18 protein-coding genes are annotated in these 18,974 nt (G+C 70.0%); 3 read left to right on the top strand and 15 right to left on the bottom strand.

Annotation, left to right across the window (positions count from 1 at the left end; all coding sequences use genetic code 11):
- The first annotated feature begins 118 nt into the window (after nt 1–118).
- Together ABZ707_RS26890 and ABZ707_RS26885 are read left to right on the top strand one after the other, a co-directional pair.
- On the top strand, nt 119–1,936 hold the full coding sequence (locus ABZ707_RS26890; RefSeq protein ID WP_360179745.1) for an MFS transporter: 1,818 nt from the start codon (nt 119–121) through the stop codon (nt 1,934–1,936).
- Entirely contained in the window at nt 1,933–2,466 is a 534-nt protein-coding gene (locus ABZ707_RS26885) for a MarR family transcriptional regulator (protein WP_360179743.1), read from the top strand. Before ABZ707_RS26890 ends, ABZ707_RS26885 begins: the two co-directional genes overlap by 4 nt.
- A 186-nt stretch (nt 2,467–2,652) precedes the next feature.
- Here the strand turns inward: ABZ707_RS26885 and ABZ707_RS26880 are convergent, their stop codons facing one another.
- From ABZ707_RS26880 to ABZ707_RS26830, 11 genes are all read right to left on the bottom strand, one after another.
- Entirely contained in the window at nt 2,653–5,481 is a 2,829-nt protein-coding gene (locus tag ABZ707_RS26880) for a DEAD/DEAH box helicase (protein WP_360179741.1), read from the bottom strand.
- Between the two features lie 135 nt (nt 5,482–5,616).
- Nucleotides 5,617–6,567 carry a twin-arginine translocase subunit TatC gene (gene tatC / locus ABZ707_RS26875; protein WP_360179739.1) on the bottom strand — a complete coding sequence of 317 codons (951 nt, stop codon included), beginning with the start codon at nt 6,565–6,567 and terminating at the stop codon, nt 5,617–5,619.
- 43 nt (nt 6,568–6,610) lie between these two features.
- A complete protein-coding gene (gene tatA / locus ABZ707_RS26870; protein WP_360179737.1) occupies nt 6,611–6,904 on the bottom strand; it encodes a Sec-independent protein translocase subunit TatA in 294 nt (97 codons plus the stop codon).
- Between the two features lie 232 nt (nt 6,905–7,136).
- On the bottom strand, nt 7,137–7,334 hold the full coding sequence (locus ABZ707_RS26865) for a hypothetical protein (RefSeq protein WP_360179735.1): 198 nt from the start codon (nt 7,332–7,334) through the stop codon (nt 7,137–7,139).
- Between the two features lie 9 nt (nt 7,335–7,343).
- Nucleotides 7,344–7,613: a hypothetical protein gene (locus tag ABZ707_RS26860; protein ID WP_360179733.1), complete on the bottom strand. Its 270-nt coding sequence runs from the start codon at nt 7,611–7,613 to the stop codon at nt 7,344–7,346.
- Nucleotides 7,614–7,701: 88 nt separating this feature from the next.
- On the bottom strand, nt 7,702–8,658 hold the full coding sequence (locus ABZ707_RS26855) for a WYL domain-containing protein (protein ID WP_360179731.1): 957 nt from the start codon (nt 8,656–8,658) through the stop codon (nt 7,702–7,704).
- 15 nt (nt 8,659–8,673) lie between these two features.
- Nucleotides 8,674–9,630 (bottom strand): WYL domain-containing protein, encoded by a 957-nt coding sequence (locus tag ABZ707_RS26850; RefSeq protein WP_360179729.1) that lies wholly within the window; start codon nt 9,628–9,630, stop codon nt 8,674–8,676.
- A gap of 120 nt (nt 9,631–9,750) precedes the next feature.
- Nucleotides 9,751–10,125, bottom strand: a complete 375-nt coding sequence (locus ABZ707_RS26845) for an FKBP-type peptidyl-prolyl cis-trans isomerase (RefSeq protein WP_360179727.1) — start codon at nt 10,123–10,125, stop codon at nt 9,751–9,753.
- Between the two features lie 43 nt (nt 10,126–10,168).
- Complete coding sequence (locus ABZ707_RS26840; protein WP_360179725.1) at nt 10,169–11,104, bottom strand: FKBP-type peptidyl-prolyl cis-trans isomerase; 936 nt, start codon at nt 11,102–11,104, stop codon at nt 10,169–10,171.
- Between the two features lie 274 nt (nt 11,105–11,378).
- The gene (pafA, locus tag ABZ707_RS26835; protein ID WP_319679286.1) at nt 11,379–12,740 is read right to left on the bottom strand and encodes a Pup--protein ligase; all 1,362 of its coding nucleotides are present in this window, start codon (nt 12,738–12,740) and stop codon (nt 11,379–11,381) included.
- A 9-nt stretch (nt 12,741–12,749) separates the two neighbouring features.
- Nucleotides 12,750–14,033: an MFS transporter gene (locus ABZ707_RS26830; RefSeq protein WP_360179723.1), complete on the bottom strand. Its 1,284-nt coding sequence runs from the start codon at nt 14,031–14,033 to the stop codon at nt 12,750–12,752.
- A gap of 141 nt (nt 14,034–14,174) precedes the next feature.
- On the opposite strand from ABZ707_RS26830, the gene ABZ707_RS26825 reads away from it, so the two are divergent.
- Complete coding sequence (locus tag ABZ707_RS26825; RefSeq protein WP_360179721.1) at nt 14,175–15,230, top strand: LacI family DNA-binding transcriptional regulator; 1,056 nt, start codon at nt 14,175–14,177, stop codon at nt 15,228–15,230.
- Between the two features lie 45 nt (nt 15,231–15,275).
- Here ABZ707_RS26825 and prcA read toward each other — a convergent pair whose 3' ends face one another.
- The 4 genes from prcA to dop form a co-directional block, all read right to left on the bottom strand.
- Nucleotides 15,276–16,040, bottom strand: coding sequence for a proteasome subunit alpha (gene prcA / locus ABZ707_RS26820; RefSeq protein WP_360179719.1), 765 nt, complete (start codon nt 16,038–16,040; stop codon nt 15,276–15,278).
- A gap of 52 nt (nt 16,041–16,092) precedes the next feature.
- A complete protein-coding gene (prcB, locus tag ABZ707_RS26815; RefSeq protein WP_360179717.1) occupies nt 16,093–16,938 on the bottom strand; it encodes a proteasome subunit beta in 846 nt (281 codons plus the stop codon).
- A gap of 144 nt (nt 16,939–17,082) precedes the next feature.
- Nucleotides 17,083–17,301, bottom strand: a complete 219-nt coding sequence (locus ABZ707_RS26810) for a ubiquitin-like protein Pup (RefSeq protein ID WP_319679291.1) — start codon at nt 17,299–17,301, stop codon at nt 17,083–17,085.
- Between the two features lie 134 nt (nt 17,302–17,435).
- Nucleotides 17,436–18,947: a depupylase/deamidase Dop gene (dop, locus tag ABZ707_RS26805; protein WP_360179715.1), complete on the bottom strand. Its 1,512-nt coding sequence runs from the start codon at nt 18,945–18,947 to the stop codon at nt 17,436–17,438.
- Nucleotides 18,948–18,974 lie beyond the last annotated feature (27 nt).

The following is an 18,974-nucleotide window of genomic DNA, read 5'->3' as shown; positions in this document are numbered from 1 at the left end:
CGTATACCCGCCGGGCCGGTGGCGGGCGGGGCAGCCACCGGCCCGTGCCCGTTCCGGGCCCGCGAGGATTAGATTGGTTGTGGTCATACAAGTAACTCCCCGATGGGAGTGAGAGCCCGTGGGAAGCGACATCGCGCAACCGGCCACCGCGCGGCCGGCCCGTCCCCGGCGACCGGGGCCGCACTACAAGTGGATCGCGCTGACCAACACCACCCTGGGCGTGCTGATCGCGACGATCAATATGTCGATCATGCTGATCGCGCTGCCCGACATCTTCCGCGGGATCGGTGTCGATCCGCTGCGGCCGGGCAACACGAGCCTGCTGCTGTGGCTGATCATGAGCTATCTGGTGGTCACCGCCGTGCTCGTGGTCAGCTTCGGCCGGCTCGGGGACATGTTCGGCCGGGTGCGGATGTACAACATGGGCTTCGCGGTCTTCACCGTGTTCTCGGTGCTGTTGTCGGCGACCTGGGCGCACGGCACGGCGGGCGCCCTCTGGCTGATCGGCATGCGGGTCCTGCAAGGTGTCGGCGGGGCCATGCTCCTGGCGAACTCCAACGCCATCCTCACCGATGCCTTCCCCGCCCGTCAGCGCGGTCTCGCGCTCGGGCTGAACCAGGTGGCGGCCATCGCCGGGTCCTTCATGGGCCTGATCCTCGGCGGTCTCCTCGGTCCGATCGACTGGCATCTGGTGTTCCTGGTATCCGTACCGTTCGGCGTGTTCGGCACGGTATGGGCCTATCTGAAGCTGCACGACACGGGCATACGGGCGCCCGCCCGGCTGGACTGGTGGGGCAATCTCACCTTCGCCGTCGGCCTGATCGCCGTGCTGGCCGGCATCACCTACGGCATCCAGCCCTACGGCGGCCACACCATGGGCTGGGCCAACCCGTGGGTGATCTGTGCCATCGCGGGCGGCATCGCGGTTCTGATCGTCTTCTGCGTGGTGGAGACCAGGGTGCCCGCGCCCATGTTCCATCTGTCGCTGTTCAGGATCCGTGCCTTCACGGCCGGGAACGTGGCCAATCTGCTGGCGTCGCTGGGCCGCGGCGGCCTGATGTTCATCCTGATCATCTGGCTGCAGGGCATCTGGCTGCCCCGCCACGGCTACGACTTCGAACGGACCCCTCTGTGGGCCGGTATCTACATGGTCCCGCTGACCGTCGGCTTCCTGGTCGCGGGTCCCTTCTCCGGCTGGGCCTCGGACCGGTTCGGCGCCCGGACCTTCGCCACCGGCGGCATGGTGCTGGCCGCCGCCACCTTCGCCGGGCTGGAGGCGCTGCCGGTCGACTTCAGCTATCCGGTGTTCGCCGTCATCCTGCTGTTCAACGGGCTGGCCATGGGCCTGTTCGCGTCGCCCAACCGGGCAGCCATCATGAACAGCCTGCCGCCGGACCAGCGGGGGGTGGGCGCCGGGATCAGCACGACCTTCCAGAACACGGCGACGGTGCTGTCCATCGGCATCTTCTTCTCCCTGATGATCGCCGGACTGGCCGGTTCGCTGCCCGCCGCGCTCACCCACGGCCTCACCGCCCAGGGGGTCCCCGCCGCCGACGCCGCCAAGGTCGCCGCTCTTCCACCGGTCGGCGTGCTGTTCGCCTCGCTCCTCGGCTACAACCCGGTCCAGAGCCTGCTCGGCCCTCATGTGCTCGCCGCCCTGCCGCCGGGCCACGCGCGGTACCTCACGGGCCGGGCCTTCTTCCCGGAGCTGATCTCCCGGCCGTTCTCCGACGGCCTCTCCGTCGCCTTCGACTTCGCGATCGCCGCCTGTCTGGTGGCAGCCGTCGCCTCCCTCCTCCGGGGCGGCCGGTACATCCACGACGACCGGGCCGGGCCCCGGCCGAACACCCCGCCCCACCGGCTCCCGGCCGCCGCGCGGCGGACATCCCCGCCGCCGGAGCGAAGGCCGGGTCCGGGGCCGTCGAAAGGGTCATGATGTCCCCCTCCGAACCGGGTGCGGCGGCGCCGGCGGACCTCGCCGACCGGCTCCGTACGGCGATCCAGCACCTCGTCCCCGTACTGCGTGAGCAGAGCGTCCAGCGCGACCTCACGCCGAGCCGACGGGCCGCGATGGCGATGCTCGCCGCCCATGGCCCGCTGCGCGTCAGCGACCTCGCCGCGCGGATGGGCATCACCGTGTCCACCGCCTCCCGGATGGTGGATCTGCTCGACGGCTCGGGATGGATCGCACGCGGCCCCGATCCGCTGGACCAGCGGGCCAGTCTGATCACCCTCAACGAGACCGGCCGGGGCCTGCTCGACTCGATGCGCCGGGAGGCCACCAGGCTCCTCGCCGGGCGGATCGACCGGCTGACCGAAGCCCAGCGGCGCTCGCTGGTCGCGGCGCTGCCCGCGCTGGAGGCGCTGTCCGAGCGGGACGCCCCGCCCGGACCGGCGGCCCCGGCCGTCCGGGAAGCCGTCCCCGGGCGCACCACCGGGCCCCCGGACGCACCCGGGCCGACCTGACACGGCTCCTGACCGGCACATGACTGGCGCTCGGCGCGGTCCCTCTTCCGGTCATACGGCTTTTCCTCCCTGCGGGTGAGTCAGCCGACCGCCTTGGTTCCGGCGCCGAACGACCCGGTGACCAAAGATCGCGACGTCCCGGCGGCGGAGGACGTGCGGAGTGGTGGCGTACAGCTCGGCCGGCCGTCAGCCGACCGAGCTGTACGCCACCACTCCCCGCAGCACCGCGTCGACCGCCTTGCGGGCGTTCCTGGCGACCGTGCTGCCCTCGCGCGGCGCCGCCGCCGCGATCTGGCCCAGTACATCGATGACCTGCTTGCACCAGCGCACAAAGTCCCCGGCCGGCATCTCCGCCTCGCGCAGCACCTCGTCGAGGCCCCGGCCCGACGCCCACATGTAGACCGCCCAAGCGAAGCCCGGATCCGGTTCGCGCTGGCCCACGCCCTCCGTCTGGCTGATCTTCAGATCCTCCTCCAGGGCGTCCAGCCGGCCCCAGATACGGATCATCTCGCCCAGCGCCGCCTTGGCCGCGCCCGAGGGGACCTTGGGCACCACCGCGTCGTCGGCCTGCCTCGCCTCGTACACCAGGGCCGAGACACAGGCCGCGAGATCGGCCGGGCCGAGCCCCTCCCACACCCCGTCGCGCAGGCACTCACTCGCGAGAAGATCCAGCTCGCCGTAGAGCCGGGCCAGCCGCTTGCCGTGTTCGGTGACCTCGTTGCCGCGCAGATAGTCCAGCTCGGTCAGGAGGGTGACGATCCGGTCGAAGGTGCGGGCGATGGTGTTCGTCCGGCCCTCGATCCGCCGTTCGAGCTGCCGGGTGTCCCGCTGCAGCCGGTAGTAGCGCTCCGCCCAGCGGGCGTGGTCCTCGCGCTCGTCGCAGCCATGGCAGGGGTGGGCGCGCAGCTCCGTGCGCAGCCGGGCGATCTCCCGGTCGTCGGCGGCGGCCGCGCGCTCCTTGCGGTGCCGCTCGGGCACGATGTGCCCGGCCTTCGTGCGCAGCGCGGACGCCAGATCGCGGCGGGACTGCGGCGAGCGCGCGTTGAAGGACTTGGGGATCCGCATCCGCTCCAGCGCCTCGACCGGGACCGGGAAGTCCATCGAGGCCAGCCGTTTGACCTGGCGCTCGGCGGTCAGCACCAGCGGGCGCGGCCCCTCCTGGTATTCGAGCCCGCGGTGTCCGTTGGAGCGTCCGGCCGGCACGCCGGGGTCGATGACCAGCGCGAGACCGGCGAACTTCCCGGTCGGCACATGGATGACATCGCCCGGCTTGAGCTTCTCCAGCGACGCGGCAGCCGCGGCCCGGCGCTGCGCCGCGCCCTGTTTGGCCAGATCGGTCTCGCGGTCCTTGAGGTCGCGGCGGAGCCGCGCGTACTCCTCGAAGTTTCCGAGATGGCAGGTCATGCCCGCGCGGTAGCCGTCGAGCCCTTCTTCGTTCTTCTGCACCTGCCGGGAGATGCCGACGACCGACTTGTCGGCCTGGAACTGGGCGAAGGAGGTCTCCAGCAGCTCGCGGGAGCGGTGCCTGCCGAACTGCTGCACCAGATTGACGGCCATGTTGTACGAGGGCCGGAAGCTGGAGCGCAGCGGATACGTCCGGGTCCCGGCCAGTCCGGCGAGCGCCCCCGGATCCATGCCCCGCTGCCAGAGCACCACGGCGTGGCCTTCGACATCGATGCCGCGCCGGCCGGCCCGGCCCGTGAGCTGGGTGTACTCGCCGGGAGTGATGTCGGCGTGCTGCTCGCCGTTCCATTTGACGAGCTTCTCGAGCACCACGGATCTGGCCGGCATGTTGATGCCGAGCGCCAGTGTCTCCGTGGCGAAGACCGCCTTGACCAGTCCGCGGACGAACAGCTCCTCGACGACCTCCTTGAAGGTCGGCAGCATCCCGGCGTGGTGCGCGGCGATGCCGCGCTCCAGCCCTTCCAGCCACTCGTAGTAGCCGAGGACATGGAGATCCTCGCCGGGGATGGAGGCCGTGCGCTCCTCGACCAGCTCGCGCACCTGCCGGCGCGCGTCGTCGTCGTTGAGCCGCAGCCCGGCGAACATGCACTGCTGTACGGCGGCCTCGCAGGCGGCCCGGCTGAAGATGAAGGTGATGGCGGGCAGCAGGCCCTCGGAGTCGAGCCGCTCGATGACCTCCGGGCGGCTGGGCGTCCAGATGCGGCTGCGCTGTCTGCGCTCCCGCTCCCGGTCGGCCTCGCGCACCATCTTGCCGCGCCGGCGTTCGCGCGGGTTGTACGTGCGCTGATTCTCCATCCGGGCCATCCGGACCAGGTCCGGGTTGACCTCGCGCCTGGCGCCGCCGCGGCCGCCGTGGTCGGTCTCCTCCTCGAAGAGGTCGTACATCCGGCGTCCGGCCAGCACATGCTGCCAGAGCGGCACGGGCCGGTGCTCGGAGACGATCACTTCGGTGTCGCCCCGGACGGTGTCCAGCCAGTCGCCGAACTCCTCGGCGTTGGAGACGGTCGCCGAGAGGGACACCAGGGTGACCGACTCGGGAAGGTGGATGATCACTTCTTCCCAGACGGCGCCCCGGAACCGGTCGGAGAGGTAGTGCACCTCGTCCATCACCACATAGCCGAGGCCCAGGAGGGCGCGGGAGCCCGCGTAGAGCATGTTGCGGAGCACCTCGGTGGTCATGACGACCACCGGAGCGTCGGCGTTGACGCTGTTGTCCCCGGTCAGCAGGCCGACCTTGTCCGCGCCGTAGCGCTTGGCCAGGTCGGCGTACTTCTGGTTGGACAGCGCCTTGATCGGCGTGGTGTAGAAGCACTTGCGGCCCTCGGCGAGCGCCAGGTGCACGGCGAACTCGCCGACGATGGTCTTGCCCGAGCCGGTGGGCGCGGCGACCAGCACGCCCTTTCCGGCCTCCAGGGCCCGGCATGCCTCAATCTGGAAGGGATCCAGGCCGAATTCGTACATCTCCTGGAAAGGAGCGAGCGCCGTGGCCTGCTCTGCGGCGCGGATCCGGGCAGCGGCGTACCGCTCGGCTGGTGAGAGGTCCTCTGTCATGTTGTTGTCGAGCCTACCCGTCACCTCTGACAGTCAGCCTGATCTTTAATCTGCTGTGCAGAGCGCGCGCACCGCGCCCGGCACCCGTCCGGCGACGAGGGCCCCGGCTCTGTCGTCCGGCGGCCCCCCGCGAGGTCAGGTGATGTCGTCGTAGCCGTTCAGCCGGTTCCCCCGGCCGCCGTCGGCCTGCTCGGGAAGGGAGGACGGCGGGGAGACGGGCTCGATGGCCCCGACGCTCTCCGGCGTCAGGTCCAGATCGGAGGCCTCGTCGTCGTCGAGGCCCGCGTCCGGGTCATTGCGTCTGCGCCGCCGGTCGTTGAGCAGGCAGACACCCAGGGCGACGAAGTAGAGCAGGACGATCGGAGCCGCCAGCGTCAGCATGGTGAGCGGATCGCCCGTGGGGGTCGCGAAGGCGGCGAAGAGCGTGATGCCCAGCACCATGATCCGCCACCAGGAGGCGAGGCGCTTCGCCGTCAGTACCCCGGTGAAGTTGAGCAGGACGAGCAGCAGCGGCAGCTCGAAGGCCATACCGAAGACGATCACCATGCGGACCACCAGGTCGAGATACTCGTCGACCGGGAGCAGGTTGCGGGCGTTGTCCGGGGTGAAGTCGAGCAGGATCGTGGCGGTCTGCGGGAGGATCTTGTACGCGAGGACGGCACCGGCGAGGAAGAGCGGTACACCGGCTCCGACGAAGGAGAGCGCGTACTTCTTCTCGTGGCTGTGCAGACCGGGCGCCAGGAAACCCCAGAGCTGGTACAGCCAGACCGGTGTGGACAGCACAACGCCCGAAACGAGGGAGACCTTGAGCGCGATGGAGAAGGGAGCGATCAGACCGTTCACGGTCATGTCCGCGCAGGGTGCGCCGTTCCTCTGCTTCAGCGCGCCGTCGACACAGCCGACCGAGTCGAGGATCGGCTTCAGCATGAAGTCGATCAGGTCCTTGTAGTAGAACGCGGCGACAATGGTGATGACCATGATCGCCAGGACTGATTTCAGCAGGCGGTTTCGCAGTTCACGCAGGTGCTCGGCGAGGGGCATGCGCCCCTCCACATCTCTCTCCTGCTTGCGGGCAGACTTGAGCAACCCACGTCCCTCGTCTCGTTACAGCAGCCGTCGGTGAAGTACGTCAGCTCTGGGGGGTGCGGTTCTGCTCGTTGACCGGGCGGGCGCTGGTGACATCGCCGGGAGCGGCCTGGATCGTACGGGGGGCGGCGCCCGGCTGAGCGGTCGCGTCGGCCGCCTGGTCGGCAGCGGGAGCCGGAGGCTCGTCGTCCTTCTTCATGGCCTTGGCCTCGCTCTTGAGGATGCGGGCCGACTTGCCGAGGGAGCGGGCCATGTCGGGAAGCTTCTTGGCACCGAACAGGAGCAGGATGACAACGATGATCAGAACGATCTCGAGGGGCTTCAGATTGCCGATCATATGCGGCTTCCTTCTCACTGAGGCGGCTGGGGCTGGAGGTGCCCGTACGACCGGACGGGTGCCCGGCCATGGTGCTGGCAGCGATCGTAACCCGGAGGAGTAAACGCGGGGCAATGCCTGTGCATACTCCCGGCGGCGCCCGGCGCCTCCATGTCCGGGGCCGCGATCATCAGCGTACCGTCCGGACAGCGGGCGGAGGAGGGTGCGTCGGCGACCGCTGTGTGTCACCGGGCTACCGCAGCGTGTGCCCCGTCCCGGCCAGCCGCTCGGCCGCGCGCTCAAGATCCTCCGCGGCCCGGTTGATCCGCTCCGCGGTGGCGGCGACCTGCCGTCCGAGGCGTCGCGCTTCGAAAAAGACACGGACCGCCAGGACTCCGAGCACGGCGATGCCGCAGAAACCCAGGGCGATGGCGAGCATGGGCCAGAACATGGGCTGAGACTAGACCGTTCCGGGAGTCGAGTGGAGGCGCAGCGTCCGCACACCGGCGCCCGTGAGGAGTTCGACTATCCGCTCACCGGCCGGCTTGCGCACCGCCTTCTCGCACTCGGGGCAGGTGAACGAGTAGAACGTGGTGCGCCGGCTGGCCCCGATCGCCAGGCAGAGCGCGCCCGCGGACAGCTCGAAGCGGGCACGGCACTCGGGGCAGGCCGCCTTGAAGAGGACCGGGACGACCGTTGAGAGTTCCGACAGATCAGACATCGCCGACATATTCCTTGGTTCTCCCTGTCCTCTGGGTCCTCTGGTGGCCATTCCCGGCCGTTCCCGCTGCGCTGTCCGCTCTTCGGCTCTTCGCCGTTCATCCGTGACTGTCATAGGCCGCGAGGGCCTCGTCCGCCGCCAGCCGCGCGCTCTCCGCCAGTTCCCTCGGGGAGACGATCCGGCCGTCCCCGCCGAGCCGCAGCGCCAGCCGCCGCAGTGAGGCCGGCGCCGGGGTGCGCAGCGTGATCCGCAGACCTCCGTCGGGGAGTTCGACCGCGCTGTCGTGCGGGTAGTACTCCGCGACCCACCGGCCGCCGGGACCGACCTCGACGACCACCTCGGGATCCTCCGCCGCGGGCTGCACCAGCCCCTCGGACAGATCCCGGAGTTCGAGCTCCGGAGGCGCCGCCGGGGCGTCCAGCAGCCTGACCTCGGCGACCCGGTCGAGCCGGAACGTGCGCCGGGCCTCGGAGAGCCGGCACCAGGCCTCCATATAGGTGTGACCCACGGCGAACAGCCGGATCGGGTCGACCTCGCGCTCGGTCAGTTCGTCGCGCGCCGGTGAGTAGTAACGCAGCCACAGCCTGCGCCGCTCGGAGATGGCCCGGTCGACCTCGGCGAACACCCCGCCCTCGGACTCGAAGGTCACCGAGAGCCGGGAGCTGGCGCCGGCGGCCTCCCCGGCCGCCGTCTCCAGCTTGGCGGTGGCGCGCAGCAGCGCCTGCCGGTCGCCCTCACGCAGACCCGGCAGAGTGGCCACCGCGCGGGCCGCGACCAGCAGGGCCGTCGCCTCGTCTGCGGCGAGCCGGAGCGGCTCGGCGACATCGTCGGCGTTGTGCCACCAGATGCGGTCGCCGTCGGTGTCGATGTCGAGCAGATCACCGCCGCGGAAGCTGGTCCCGCACATGGGGAGGACATCGAGGTCGGAGATCAGCTCGTCCTCGGTGATCCCGAAGGCCCGGGCGACATCGCTGACATGCGCGCCGGGGCGCTCCCGCAGATAGGTCACCAGCGAGAGCATCCGCCGGGTCTGGTCGATGGCGTTGACTGCCATGGTGTACGCGTCCCCTCAGCCCTTGGCCACGGCACGCAGCCGGTCGACGACATCGGCCCGCAGATCCGCGGGTTCCAGCACGACCACGTCCGGACCGAACTCCACCAGCCAGGCGTCGAGGCCGTGTCCGTACGGCACCTCCAGCTCGTCCCAGCCGCCGCCCAGCTCCCTCGACGACAGCGCCCTGGCCCGCAGCGGATAGCCGCACCCGGAGCGCAGCCTGATCAGGGCGGAGCGGGTCGCGGTCTCCCCCGCCCAGCTCTCCACCGTCTCCCGCACGGTGACCACGTCCGGTACGGGCGCGCTGAAGGCCCCGGCGCGGGAGCGGACCCGGCCGGTGATGCGGGACAGCCGGAAGACCCGCTCGGCCCCCCGGTCCCGGTCCCAGCCGGCCAGATACCAGTGGCCGCGCCAGCACTCCAGCGTCCAGGGTTCGACCTGGCGCTGCTCGGGCCGGGCGGCGTTGGCCTTGCGGTAGTCGAACACGACGGGCCGCCGGTCCCGGCAGGCGAGCATCAGCGGTTCGAAGGCGGCCTCGTGGACAGGGATGCGGGGTTCGAGGGCGCTGTGGTGTGCCTCGTAGGTGTCCTCGGCCTCCGGCATCCCGGCCGCGCGCAGCTTCTGCAGGGCGCCGCTGGCCGCGCCCGCCAGCCGGGCCTGCTGCCAGACCTTCGCGGCGAGGCCGAGGGCGGCGGCCTCCTCGGCGTCGAGCGTGATGGCGGGCAGCCGGTTGCTGTCGCGCCGGGCGAGATAGCCGGTCTCACCGTCGAGGTTCTCCACCGTCTCGATGACGAGGCCGAGCTCGCGCAGATCGTCCTTGTCCCGTTCGAACATCCGGTTGAACGAGTCGTCGGTGCCCGCTTCCAGATATGCCTCGATGGAGCCGCGCAGCTCGCGTTTGCTCAGCGGCCGCCGCGTCCCGAGCAGGCACAGGGCCAGGTTCATCAGTCGCTCGGCTTTGGCAATCGCCATCGACGCCCTACCCCCTTGATCGTGCCGCCTCCGCTCGTTGACCGTACCGCCCCGGGGTGTCGCGGGCCAAAGCCGAGGGCCCATGCTGAACAGCATGGGCCCTCGGGTGTCCGGATGTGATCAGACAGCGACCAGATCACAGACGAAGATCAGCGTCTCACCGGGCGCGATGGCACCGCCACCGGCGCCGCGCTCGCCGTACGCGAGGTGCGAGGGGATGGTGAGCTGGCGGCGCCCGCCGACCTTCATGCCCTGCACACCCTGGTCCCAGCCGGAGATGACCTGACCGACACCGAGCTGGAACTGGAGCGGGGTGCCACGGTTCCAGGAGGCGTCGAACTCCTCACCGGTCGAGAAGGCCACGCCCACGTAGTGGACGGAGACGGTGTCGCCCGCCTTGGCCACCGGGCCGTCGCCCTCCCAGATGTCCTTGATCTCCAGGTCGGCAGGCGGCTCTCCACCCGGGAAGTCGATCTCGGGCTTGTCGATGCTCACTGAACTGCTCCTCCACATGATGAACTGCGCAACCGGGACAGTCTTACACCTTCGCCAGGATGTCCACGGCGAACACCAGCGTGGAGTTCTTCGGGATGCCCTGCTGCTCCTGGTTGCCGAACGCCTGGTCCGGCGGGATCACGACCAGGATCCGGCTGCCCACCTTCTTGCCGACGATGCCGGTCTTGAGGCCCTTCAGCGTCAGTTGCGGCAGCGGGAAGGTGACCGTCTTGCCGGCCTTGTACGTGCTGTCGAACTGCTTGCGGTCCTTCCAGAGGAACGCCGAGTAGTTCAGCACGACCGTGTCGGAGTCCTTGACGACGTCGCCCTTGCCCTCCAGCACGTAGTTGGAGACCAGCTTTTTGGGCGGATCGGCCTTGGGGACCGTGACCGTCGGCTCCTTGCCGTCCGTGTTGGTCCCCACCTTGGGCAGGCCGGCGTCGTCCTGGGCGACCTTGGCACCCTCGGCGGACTTCGGAACGGTGGTGGCCTTCAGAATGTCGACAACGAAGACCAGGGTGGCGTTGGGCTTGATGTCGCCCTGGCCCTGGGCGCCGTATCCCAGCTCCGGCGGGATGCCCAGCTCGACGCGGCTGCCGACCTTCTGGCCCTCGAGGCCCTGGTCCCAGCCCTTGATGACCATGCCTGCGCCGAGCGTCAGGTCGAAAGGCTGCTTGCGGTCGAAGCTGTTGTCGAAGGGCTTGGTCGAATCCCAGCTCTGGCCCAGGTAGTTGACCTGGACCGAGTCACCGTTCTTGACCGTCGCGCCATCACCCTTGCTGAGGACGTCGACCTTCAGCTCCTTGGGCGGGGTCCCCTCCCCCTTTTCGAGGGTCGGCTTCTGACCGAACTTCTCCCCCGCGCTGATCGCGGGAAGTCCGTTCTTGGACGCGGTGGAGTCGGAGCCTCCGTCGTCGCCGCACGCCGCTGTCGACAACAGCAGCAAGGGGACGACGATCAGGCCGGCAAGTCGGCGCACGTGTTCCTCAGATCTCAGACGGCACAGTAGTTGCCCGACACTCTAAGGGCTGTCCCCTAATCCCCGGCGGGCGCGCGACGAACAATTACCGCACCTCGCGGTGTCGCCGGAACGCCCGTATACCGCCAATATGCGGATGTGCCTCCGGACGCGCGGCGCCCCGCGTCCGGCCCCGCGCGCTGATCCACCGGGGATTACGTGCCGCCCCCCGGGGCGCGCCGAGGGCCCCGTACGGGATACCTACGGGGCCCGGGTCGCATTCGGCCGGCGCGTGTCACATACCGGCGATCAGCTTTTCCACCCTGTCGTCCACGGAACGGAACGGGTCCTTGCAGAGGACGGTGCGCTGGGCCTGGTCATTCAGCTTGAGATGCACCCAGTCGACGGTGAAGTCCCGGCGCTGTTCCTGGGCCCGGCGGATGAAATCGCCGCGCAGCCGCGCCCTGGTGGTCTGCGGGGGCACGGACTTGCCCTCGAAGATCTTCAGATCGTTGCAGATCCGGGCGGCCTGTCCGCGCTTCTCCAGCAGGTAGTAGAGACCGCGACGGCGGTGGATGTCGTGGTAGGCGAGGTCTATCTGGGCGACTCGGGGATGGGACATGGTCATGTTGTGCTTCGCCCGGTAGCGCTCGATCAGTTTGTACTTCATGACCCAGTCGATCTCGGTGCCGATCCGGTCGAGATCCTCCGCGTCGATCGCGTCGAGCGTACGGCCCCAGAGTTCGAGGACCTGGTCCACGGTGCCGGTGCGGATGCCCCGGCGCTCCACGAAGTCCACCGCCTTCTCGTAGTACTCCCGCTGGACCTCCAGGGCGGAGGCCTCGCGTCCGCTCGCCAGCCGCACCTTGCGCTGTCCGGTGAGGTCATGGCTGACCTCGCGGATCGCGCGGATCGGGTTCTCCAGGGTGAGGTCGCGCATCACCGTGCCGGCTTCGATCATGCGCAGCACGAGATCGGTGGCACCGACCTTGAGCAGCATGGTGGTCTCGGACATGTTGGAGTCGCCGACGATGACATGCAGACGGCGGTAGCGCTCCGCGTCGGCGTGCGGTTCGTCACGGGTGTTGATGATGGGACGGGAGCGGGTGGTGGCGGAGCTGACGCCCTCCCAGATGTGCTCGGCGCGCTGGCTGACGCAGTACACCGCGCCTCGCGGGGTCTGCAGCACCTTGCCGGCGCCGCAGAGGAGCTGCCGGGTGACGAGGAAGGGGATAAGGATGTCCGCGAGCCGGGAGAACTCTCCGTGGCGTGCGACGAGATAGTTCTCGTGGCAGCCGTAGGAGTTTCCCGCCGAGTCGGTGTTGTTCTTGAAGAGATAGACGTCGCCCGCGATTCCCTCCTCGTGCAGGCGGCGTTCGGCGTCGACGAGCAGGCCTTCGAGAATGCGCTCGCCCGCCTTGTCGTGGGTGACCAGTTCGGTCACGTTGTCGCATTCGGGAGTTGCGTATTCCGGATGCGAACCCACGTCGAGGTAGAGACGGGCGCCGTTCCGCAGGAAGACATTGCTGCTGCGGCCCCATGAGACAACACGGCGGAAGAGGTAGCGCGCCACTTCGTCAGGTGACAGTCGGCGCTGTCCCCTGAACGTGCACGTGACGCCGTACTCGTTCTCCAGCCCGAAAATGCGGCGGTCCATGTCTGAACATTACGCCTGATGACCGGAGCTGAAACCGGGTTCGGCCGCACCGCTTCGATCATTTTCCGTCCGGATGGTGGCATCGGACGGACCACCGGGAGCTGCGAGTACCCGCTGGGTGGCCAGCAGTACCAGCAGCGCGGCGATGCCCCCGGCCCCCGCCACGGCGAAGCTCGCGGAGGTACCGCCGATCTCCACGGCCGGGCCCGCCGCCGCCGTACCCAGCGCGGCGCCGACGCCGAAGGTGGTGACGAGCCAGGAGAACGCCTCGGTGACGGTGCCCCGCGGCGCGTGCCGGTCGACGACGATGAAGGCGCAGGCGATGGCGGGCGCCAGGAAGATCCCGGCGACGGCGGCGAGCGCGGTCATGGCGACCACGCCGGGCGTGAGCGTCAGCGGCAGGTAGCCGAGCGCGAGCAGGGCGACGATGCCGCGGAGTCGGCGCTCGGGGGCGCCGGTCCACTGCCGGGCCCCGTAGACCGTGCCGCCCACCAGAGCACCGAGGCCGAGAGCCGCCATCAGCCAGCCGTACACGGAGTCACGGCCGTGGTCATCGGCATAGGCGACGCCCGCGACGGTGATCGAGCCGAGTGCGATGCCGACGAAGAGGAAGGCGCCCAGCAGGGCGAGCAGCCCGGGTGAGCGCAGGGCGCCGAGCCAGTGCGCCTCGCGGGGTGCGGAGCGCCAGCCGCGTGAGGGCTCGGAAAGGACGACGGAGAGCGCGCCGAGCACGCCGATCGCGTTGATGACCAGCAGCGCGGCGGCCGGGGACCAGAGCGCGACCAGCAGGGTGACGAGCAGCGGGCCGACCGTGAACATGACCTCCTGGGCCACGGCGTCCATGGCGTACGCCCGGTGCACCCGCTCCTCGCTGCCGAGGACATTCGGCCACAGCGCCCGCAGCCCGCCCTCCAGCGGCGGGGTGAACAGGCCCGACACGGCCACGGCCGCGTAGGCGAGGAGTGGTGAGCCGGTCCCGGCGGCCACGAGCAGCACCGCGCCGAGGGCCGAGACGACGGCGGCGGGGAGCTGCACCCTGGGCTGGCCGTACAGGTCCACGGCCCGGCCGAGCAGCGGCTGTCCCACGGCGTTGGCGACGCCGTACACGGCCGCGAGCGCGCCCGCGAGGCTGTAGCTGCCGCCGCCGGCCCGCACGAGCAGGACGATGGCGATCGGGCCGGTGGCGTTGGGCAGCCGGCCCACCAGCGTGCCGGTGAGCAGCCGCGCCGCGTGCGGCGCCCTGAGGATGTCTGCATATCCGGTGGCCCCGGTGGCCCCGGCTCCTGCGGCCATGTCCCGCCCCTCTCCCCCGGCGCGCCGAGGTTTTACGTATAACGTCGCCGTCATACGTACCATGTGCGTTGTCCGCAGGTCCACCGCCCGGCGCCGCGGCGGATGCCGGACCACCGGACAACACGACGGAGAGTGGCAGCCATGACAGAGCAACCCGTCAGGCCCACCACGAGCCGGGACGTGGCGCGGACCGCGGGTGTGTCCCAGGCGACGGTCTCCCTGGTGCTCGGCGGCAAGTGGCGCGGGCGGGTCTCGGAGCGGACCGCGGGGCTGGTGCGGGACGCGGCGCGGGAACTCGGCTACCGGCCCAATCTCGCGGCCCGCAATCTGCGGCTGGGCCGCACCAGGACCGCCCTGCTGGTCGTCCCCGCGCTCACCAACGAGTTCTTCGCCCGGGTCTACACGGGCGCGGCCGGGGTCGCCGCCGAGCACGGCTTCGGCGTGGTCCTCTACCCCTCGCCCGAGGGGATCGGGCCCGCCAGGGACCCCTTCGCCTCGGCACGGGCCGCGCTGGACGGGGTGATCGCCTCCTCGATGGCCACCGACGCGCTGGACGCCCTCCGCGGGGACGGCGCGGATCTGCCGCTGGTGATGCTGGACAGCGATCCGGCGGCGCCGGGAGCCGCCGCCCGGGTGAATCTCGACGTCGCCGACGGCATGAGGCAGGTGACAGAGCATCTGCTCGGTCTCGGCCACCGCCGTCTAGTCCATCTCGCCTCCGCCGTGGGCTCCTGGACGTTCGACGTACGCGCCGGAGCCGTCGCCGAGGCCGTACGGAGGGTGCCCGACGCGGTCGTACGGACGGTGTCCGCGCCGCTGGAGGTGGAGGCCGGGCGCGCGGCCGGTGAGCGCGCGCTCACCGGACCCGGGCCCCGGCCCACCGCGCTGGTCTGCGACGGCGACATCCTGGCCGCGGGGGCCTGCAAGGCGGTACGGCGGCTGGGGCTGCGGGTGCCCGAGGACGTGTCCGTCACCGGCTTCGACGATCTGGCGCTCGCGACGGCGGTGGAGCCGGAACTGACCACGGTACGGCTGCCGGCCGAGGCGGTGGGCGGGCGCGGCATGTCGGCGCTGCTGGCGGTCCTGGACGGCCGCACCCCCGAGGCCGGCGACCTGCCGGTGTCCCTGGTGGTCCGGGGCTCCACGGCCCCTCCGGCCGCCGTCCCGGGCCTGTACGGCGCGCCGGCCCGGACATGACCGTGCCCCGGCCGCGCGGGCCGGGGCACGGTCGGGGCGTACCGCTCACTCGTCGGCGTCGTCCGCCTCTTCGGTGTCCGAGGGGGCGTCCGTGGGGGTGGAGGCCGCGCCGTCCGCCTCCAGCAGCCGGGAGAGCTGCCGGCCGACGATCCGCTTGAACTTGCGCTGCTGCGGGCGGGTACGGTCCAGGACCGCCACTTCCAGCCGCTCCGCGGGGATCTCCCGCTCACCGCCGTTGGTGTCCCTTGACAGCGCCTGGACGGCCAGCTTCAGCGCCTCGGCGAGGGACATGCCCTCGCGGTGCTGCTGGTCGAGGAATGTGCTGATCTGCTCCGAACTGCCGCCGACCGCCACCGAGCCGTGCTCGTCGACGATCGAGCCGTCGTGGGGCAGCCGGTAGATCTGGTCGCCGTCCGGAGTGGCACCCACCTCGGCCACGACCAGTTCCACCTCGTAGGGCTTCTCACCGGCGCTGGAGAAAATGGTGCCGAGCGTCTGGGCGTAGACGTTGGCGAGGCCCCGTGCGGTCACATCGTCACGGTCATAGGTGTAGCCGCGCAGATCGGCGTACCGGACACCGCCGATGCGCAGATTCTCGTACTCGTTGTACTTGCCGGCGGCCGCGAAGCCGATCCGGTCGTAGATCTCGCTGAACTTGTGGAGCGCGCGGGACGGGTTCTCGCCGACGAAGACAATGCCGTCGGCGTATTGCAGCACAACCAGGCTGCGACCGCGGGCGATGCCCTTGCGGGCGTATTCCGCCCGGTCGGCCATGGCCTGCTGGGGTGAGACGTAGAACGGCGTCGACACCGGCTATCCGTCCCTTTCTGTCAGTGGCATATCGGTTCAGAAGAGGGGGGCGTCAGAGCAGGGCGGCACGCGGGCCGTCGGGCTGCTCCATCCGGCGCTCCAGGATCTGGCGGGCGATCTCGGAGGACTCCGCGTCGGTGAGCCTGCGGAAGCCGTCCTCGGTGATGACAGTGACGATCGGATAGATCCGCCGGGCCACATCCGGGCCGCCCGTCGCCGAGTCGTCGTCCGCGGCGTCATACAGCGCCTGGATGACCAGGGTGGTGGCCTGCTCCTCCGTCAGGTCCTCGCGGAAGAGCTTCTTCATCGCCCCGCGCGCGAAGATCGAGCCGGAACCGGTGGAGGCGTAGCCCAGCTCCTCGGAGCGGCCGCCCGTCACGTCGTACGAGAAGATGCGGCCCCGCTCGCGGTCCACGTCCCAGCCGGCGAAGAGCGGAACGACGGCCAGGCCCTGCATGGCCATGGCCAGATTGCTGCGGATCATCGTGGAGAGCCGGTTGGCCTTGCCCTCCAGGGAGAGCTGCGCCCCTTCGACCTTCTCGAAGTGCTCCAGTTCGAGCTGGAAGAGCTTGACCATCTCCACGGCGAGACCGGCGGTGCCCGCGATGCCCACGGCCGAGTACTCGTCGGCCGGGAAGACCTTCTCGATGTCGCGCTGGGCGATCATGTTGCCCATGGTCGCCCGCCGGTCACCGGCGAGCACCACACCGCCGGGGAAGGTCACCGCGACGATCGTCGTGCCGTGCGGGGCCTCGATCGCGCCCTGCAGCGGCGGCAGCGAGCGCTTGCCGGGGAGCATGTCCGGCGAGTGGTGGGACAGGAAGTCCATGAACGAGGACGAGCCGGGCGTCAGGAAGGCTGCCGGCAGACGCCCGGTGCTACGAGGGTTGGCTTCCACACGTTTCCTTCCGGATGGGCGGCGGCCCGCCGCTCGGGCCGGGCCGATCATTAGAGCTGTGCACGGACCTTACCCGCGCCGTCGCCGGTCATCCGCCCCGGTGCGACCGGCTTTCGCCGGCGGCCCCGGGACGGACAACGGCCGCTACTGGCCGCCCTTTTGGACGAAGGAGCGCACAAAGTCCTCCGCGTTCTCCTCGAGTACGTCGTCGATCTCGTCCAGGACGGAGTCGACGTCGTCGGACAGCTTCTCCTGGCGCTCCTTGAGGTCCTCCGAAGCCTGCGCGTCCTGCGCCTGCTCCTCGACCTCCTCCGTGGAACGCGTCGCCTTCTGCTGTCCGCCGTCGGTGTCCTTGGTCGCCATATCCCTCACCCCGCTCGGTTCGCCCCGCTCGATGTGACCTTCAAGATCCGACCCTACAAGCAGGGTCCGACATCGGCCCCGCACTTGCTACAACGTCCGGCGGCCACCTCCATGATTCCCGTACGGGAACCATTTCAGCCTCCGGACAGCACCCGGACCAGCTCCTCAGCGGTGCGGCAGCGGTCGAGCAGCTCCTTGACGTGGTTGCGTGTGCCGCGCAACGGCTCCAGGGTGGGCACCCGCTGCAGCGAGTCCCGGCCCGGCAGATCGAAGATGACCGAATCCCACGAGGCAGCGGCCACATCGTCCGCGTACTGCTCAAGGCAGCGGCCCCGGAAGTAGGCCCTGGTGTCCTCCGGAGGCTTTGTCCTGGCCCGCTCGACGTCCTGCTCGTCCAGGAGGCGGCGCATCTTGCCACGGGCCGCCAGACGGTTGTACAGGCCCTTCTCGGGCCGTACGTCGGCGTACTGCAGGTCCACGAGGTGCAGCCGTGCCGCGTCCCACTCCAGGCCGTCCCGGCGGCGGTACCCCTCCAGGACCTCGCGCTTGGTGATCCAGTCGAGCTCCCCGGACAGGCTCATCGGGTCGTTCTCCAGCCGGTTGAGCGTGTCCTCCCAGCGGCCCAGGACGTCCTTGGTCTGCTCGTCGGCGTCGGCGCCGTACCGTTCCTCGACATACTTCCTGGCCAGCTCGAAGTACTCCATCTGGAGCTGGACGGCGGTCAGTGTCCGGCCGCTGCGCAGCGTGACGAGCTGGCGGAGGCCGGGGTCGTGCGAGACCTGGTGCAGCGTGCGCACCGGCTGGTCGACGGCCAGATCGACGTTGATGAAGCCGTCCTCGATCATGGAGAGGACGAGCGAGGTCGTACCGAGCTTGAGGTACGTGGAGATCTCCGACAGATTCGCGTCGCCGATGATCACATGCAGCCGGCGGTACTTCTCCGCGTCCGAATGCGGTTCGTCGCGCGTATTGATGATCGGCCGCTTGAGGGTCGTCTCCAGACCCACCTCGACCTCGAAGTAGTCGGCGCGCTGGCTGATCTGGAAGCCGTGCTCGTGGCCGTCCTGTCCGATGCCGACCCGGCCGGCGCCGGTGACCACCTGCCGGGAGACGAAGAACGGTGTCAGATGGCGCACGATGTCCGAGAACGGCGTCTCCCGTCTCATCAGGTAGTTCTCGTGCGTGCCGTAGGAAGCGCCCTTGTTGTCGGTGTTGTTCTTGTACAGATGGATCGGCTGGGCGCCCGGAAGCTGCGCGGCGCGCTCGGCTGCCTCGGCCATGATGCGCTCGCCGGCCTTGTCCCAGAGGACCGCGTCGCGCGGATTGGTGATCTCGGGAGAGCTGTACTCCGGGTGCGCGTGGTCCACGTAGAGCCGTGCGCCGTTCGTGAGGATCACATTGGCCAGGCCGATGTCCTCGTCGGTGAGCTGGCTGGAGTCGGCCGTCTCGCGGGCGAGGTCGAAGCCGCGGGCGTCCCGCAGCGGATTCTCCTCCTCGAAGTCCCAGCGGGCTCGTCGCGCCCGGTGCATCGCCGCCGCGTAGGCGTTGACGATCTGGGACGAGGTGAGCATGGCATTGGCGTTCGGGTGGCCCGGAACGGAGATGCCGTACTCCGTCTCGATGCCCATTACTCGCCGTACGGTCATGCGGCCCTCCTTGCCCGGCGGCACTCC

The sequence above is a fragment of the Streptomyces sp. NPDC006923 genome, from assembly GCF_040635655.1.
Lineage (GTDB): Bacteria > Actinomycetota > Actinomycetes > Streptomycetales > Streptomycetaceae > Streptomyces.
The sequence above is the reverse complement of the archived record's forward strand: the minus strand, read 5'-3'. Positions and strand labels throughout refer to the sequence as shown.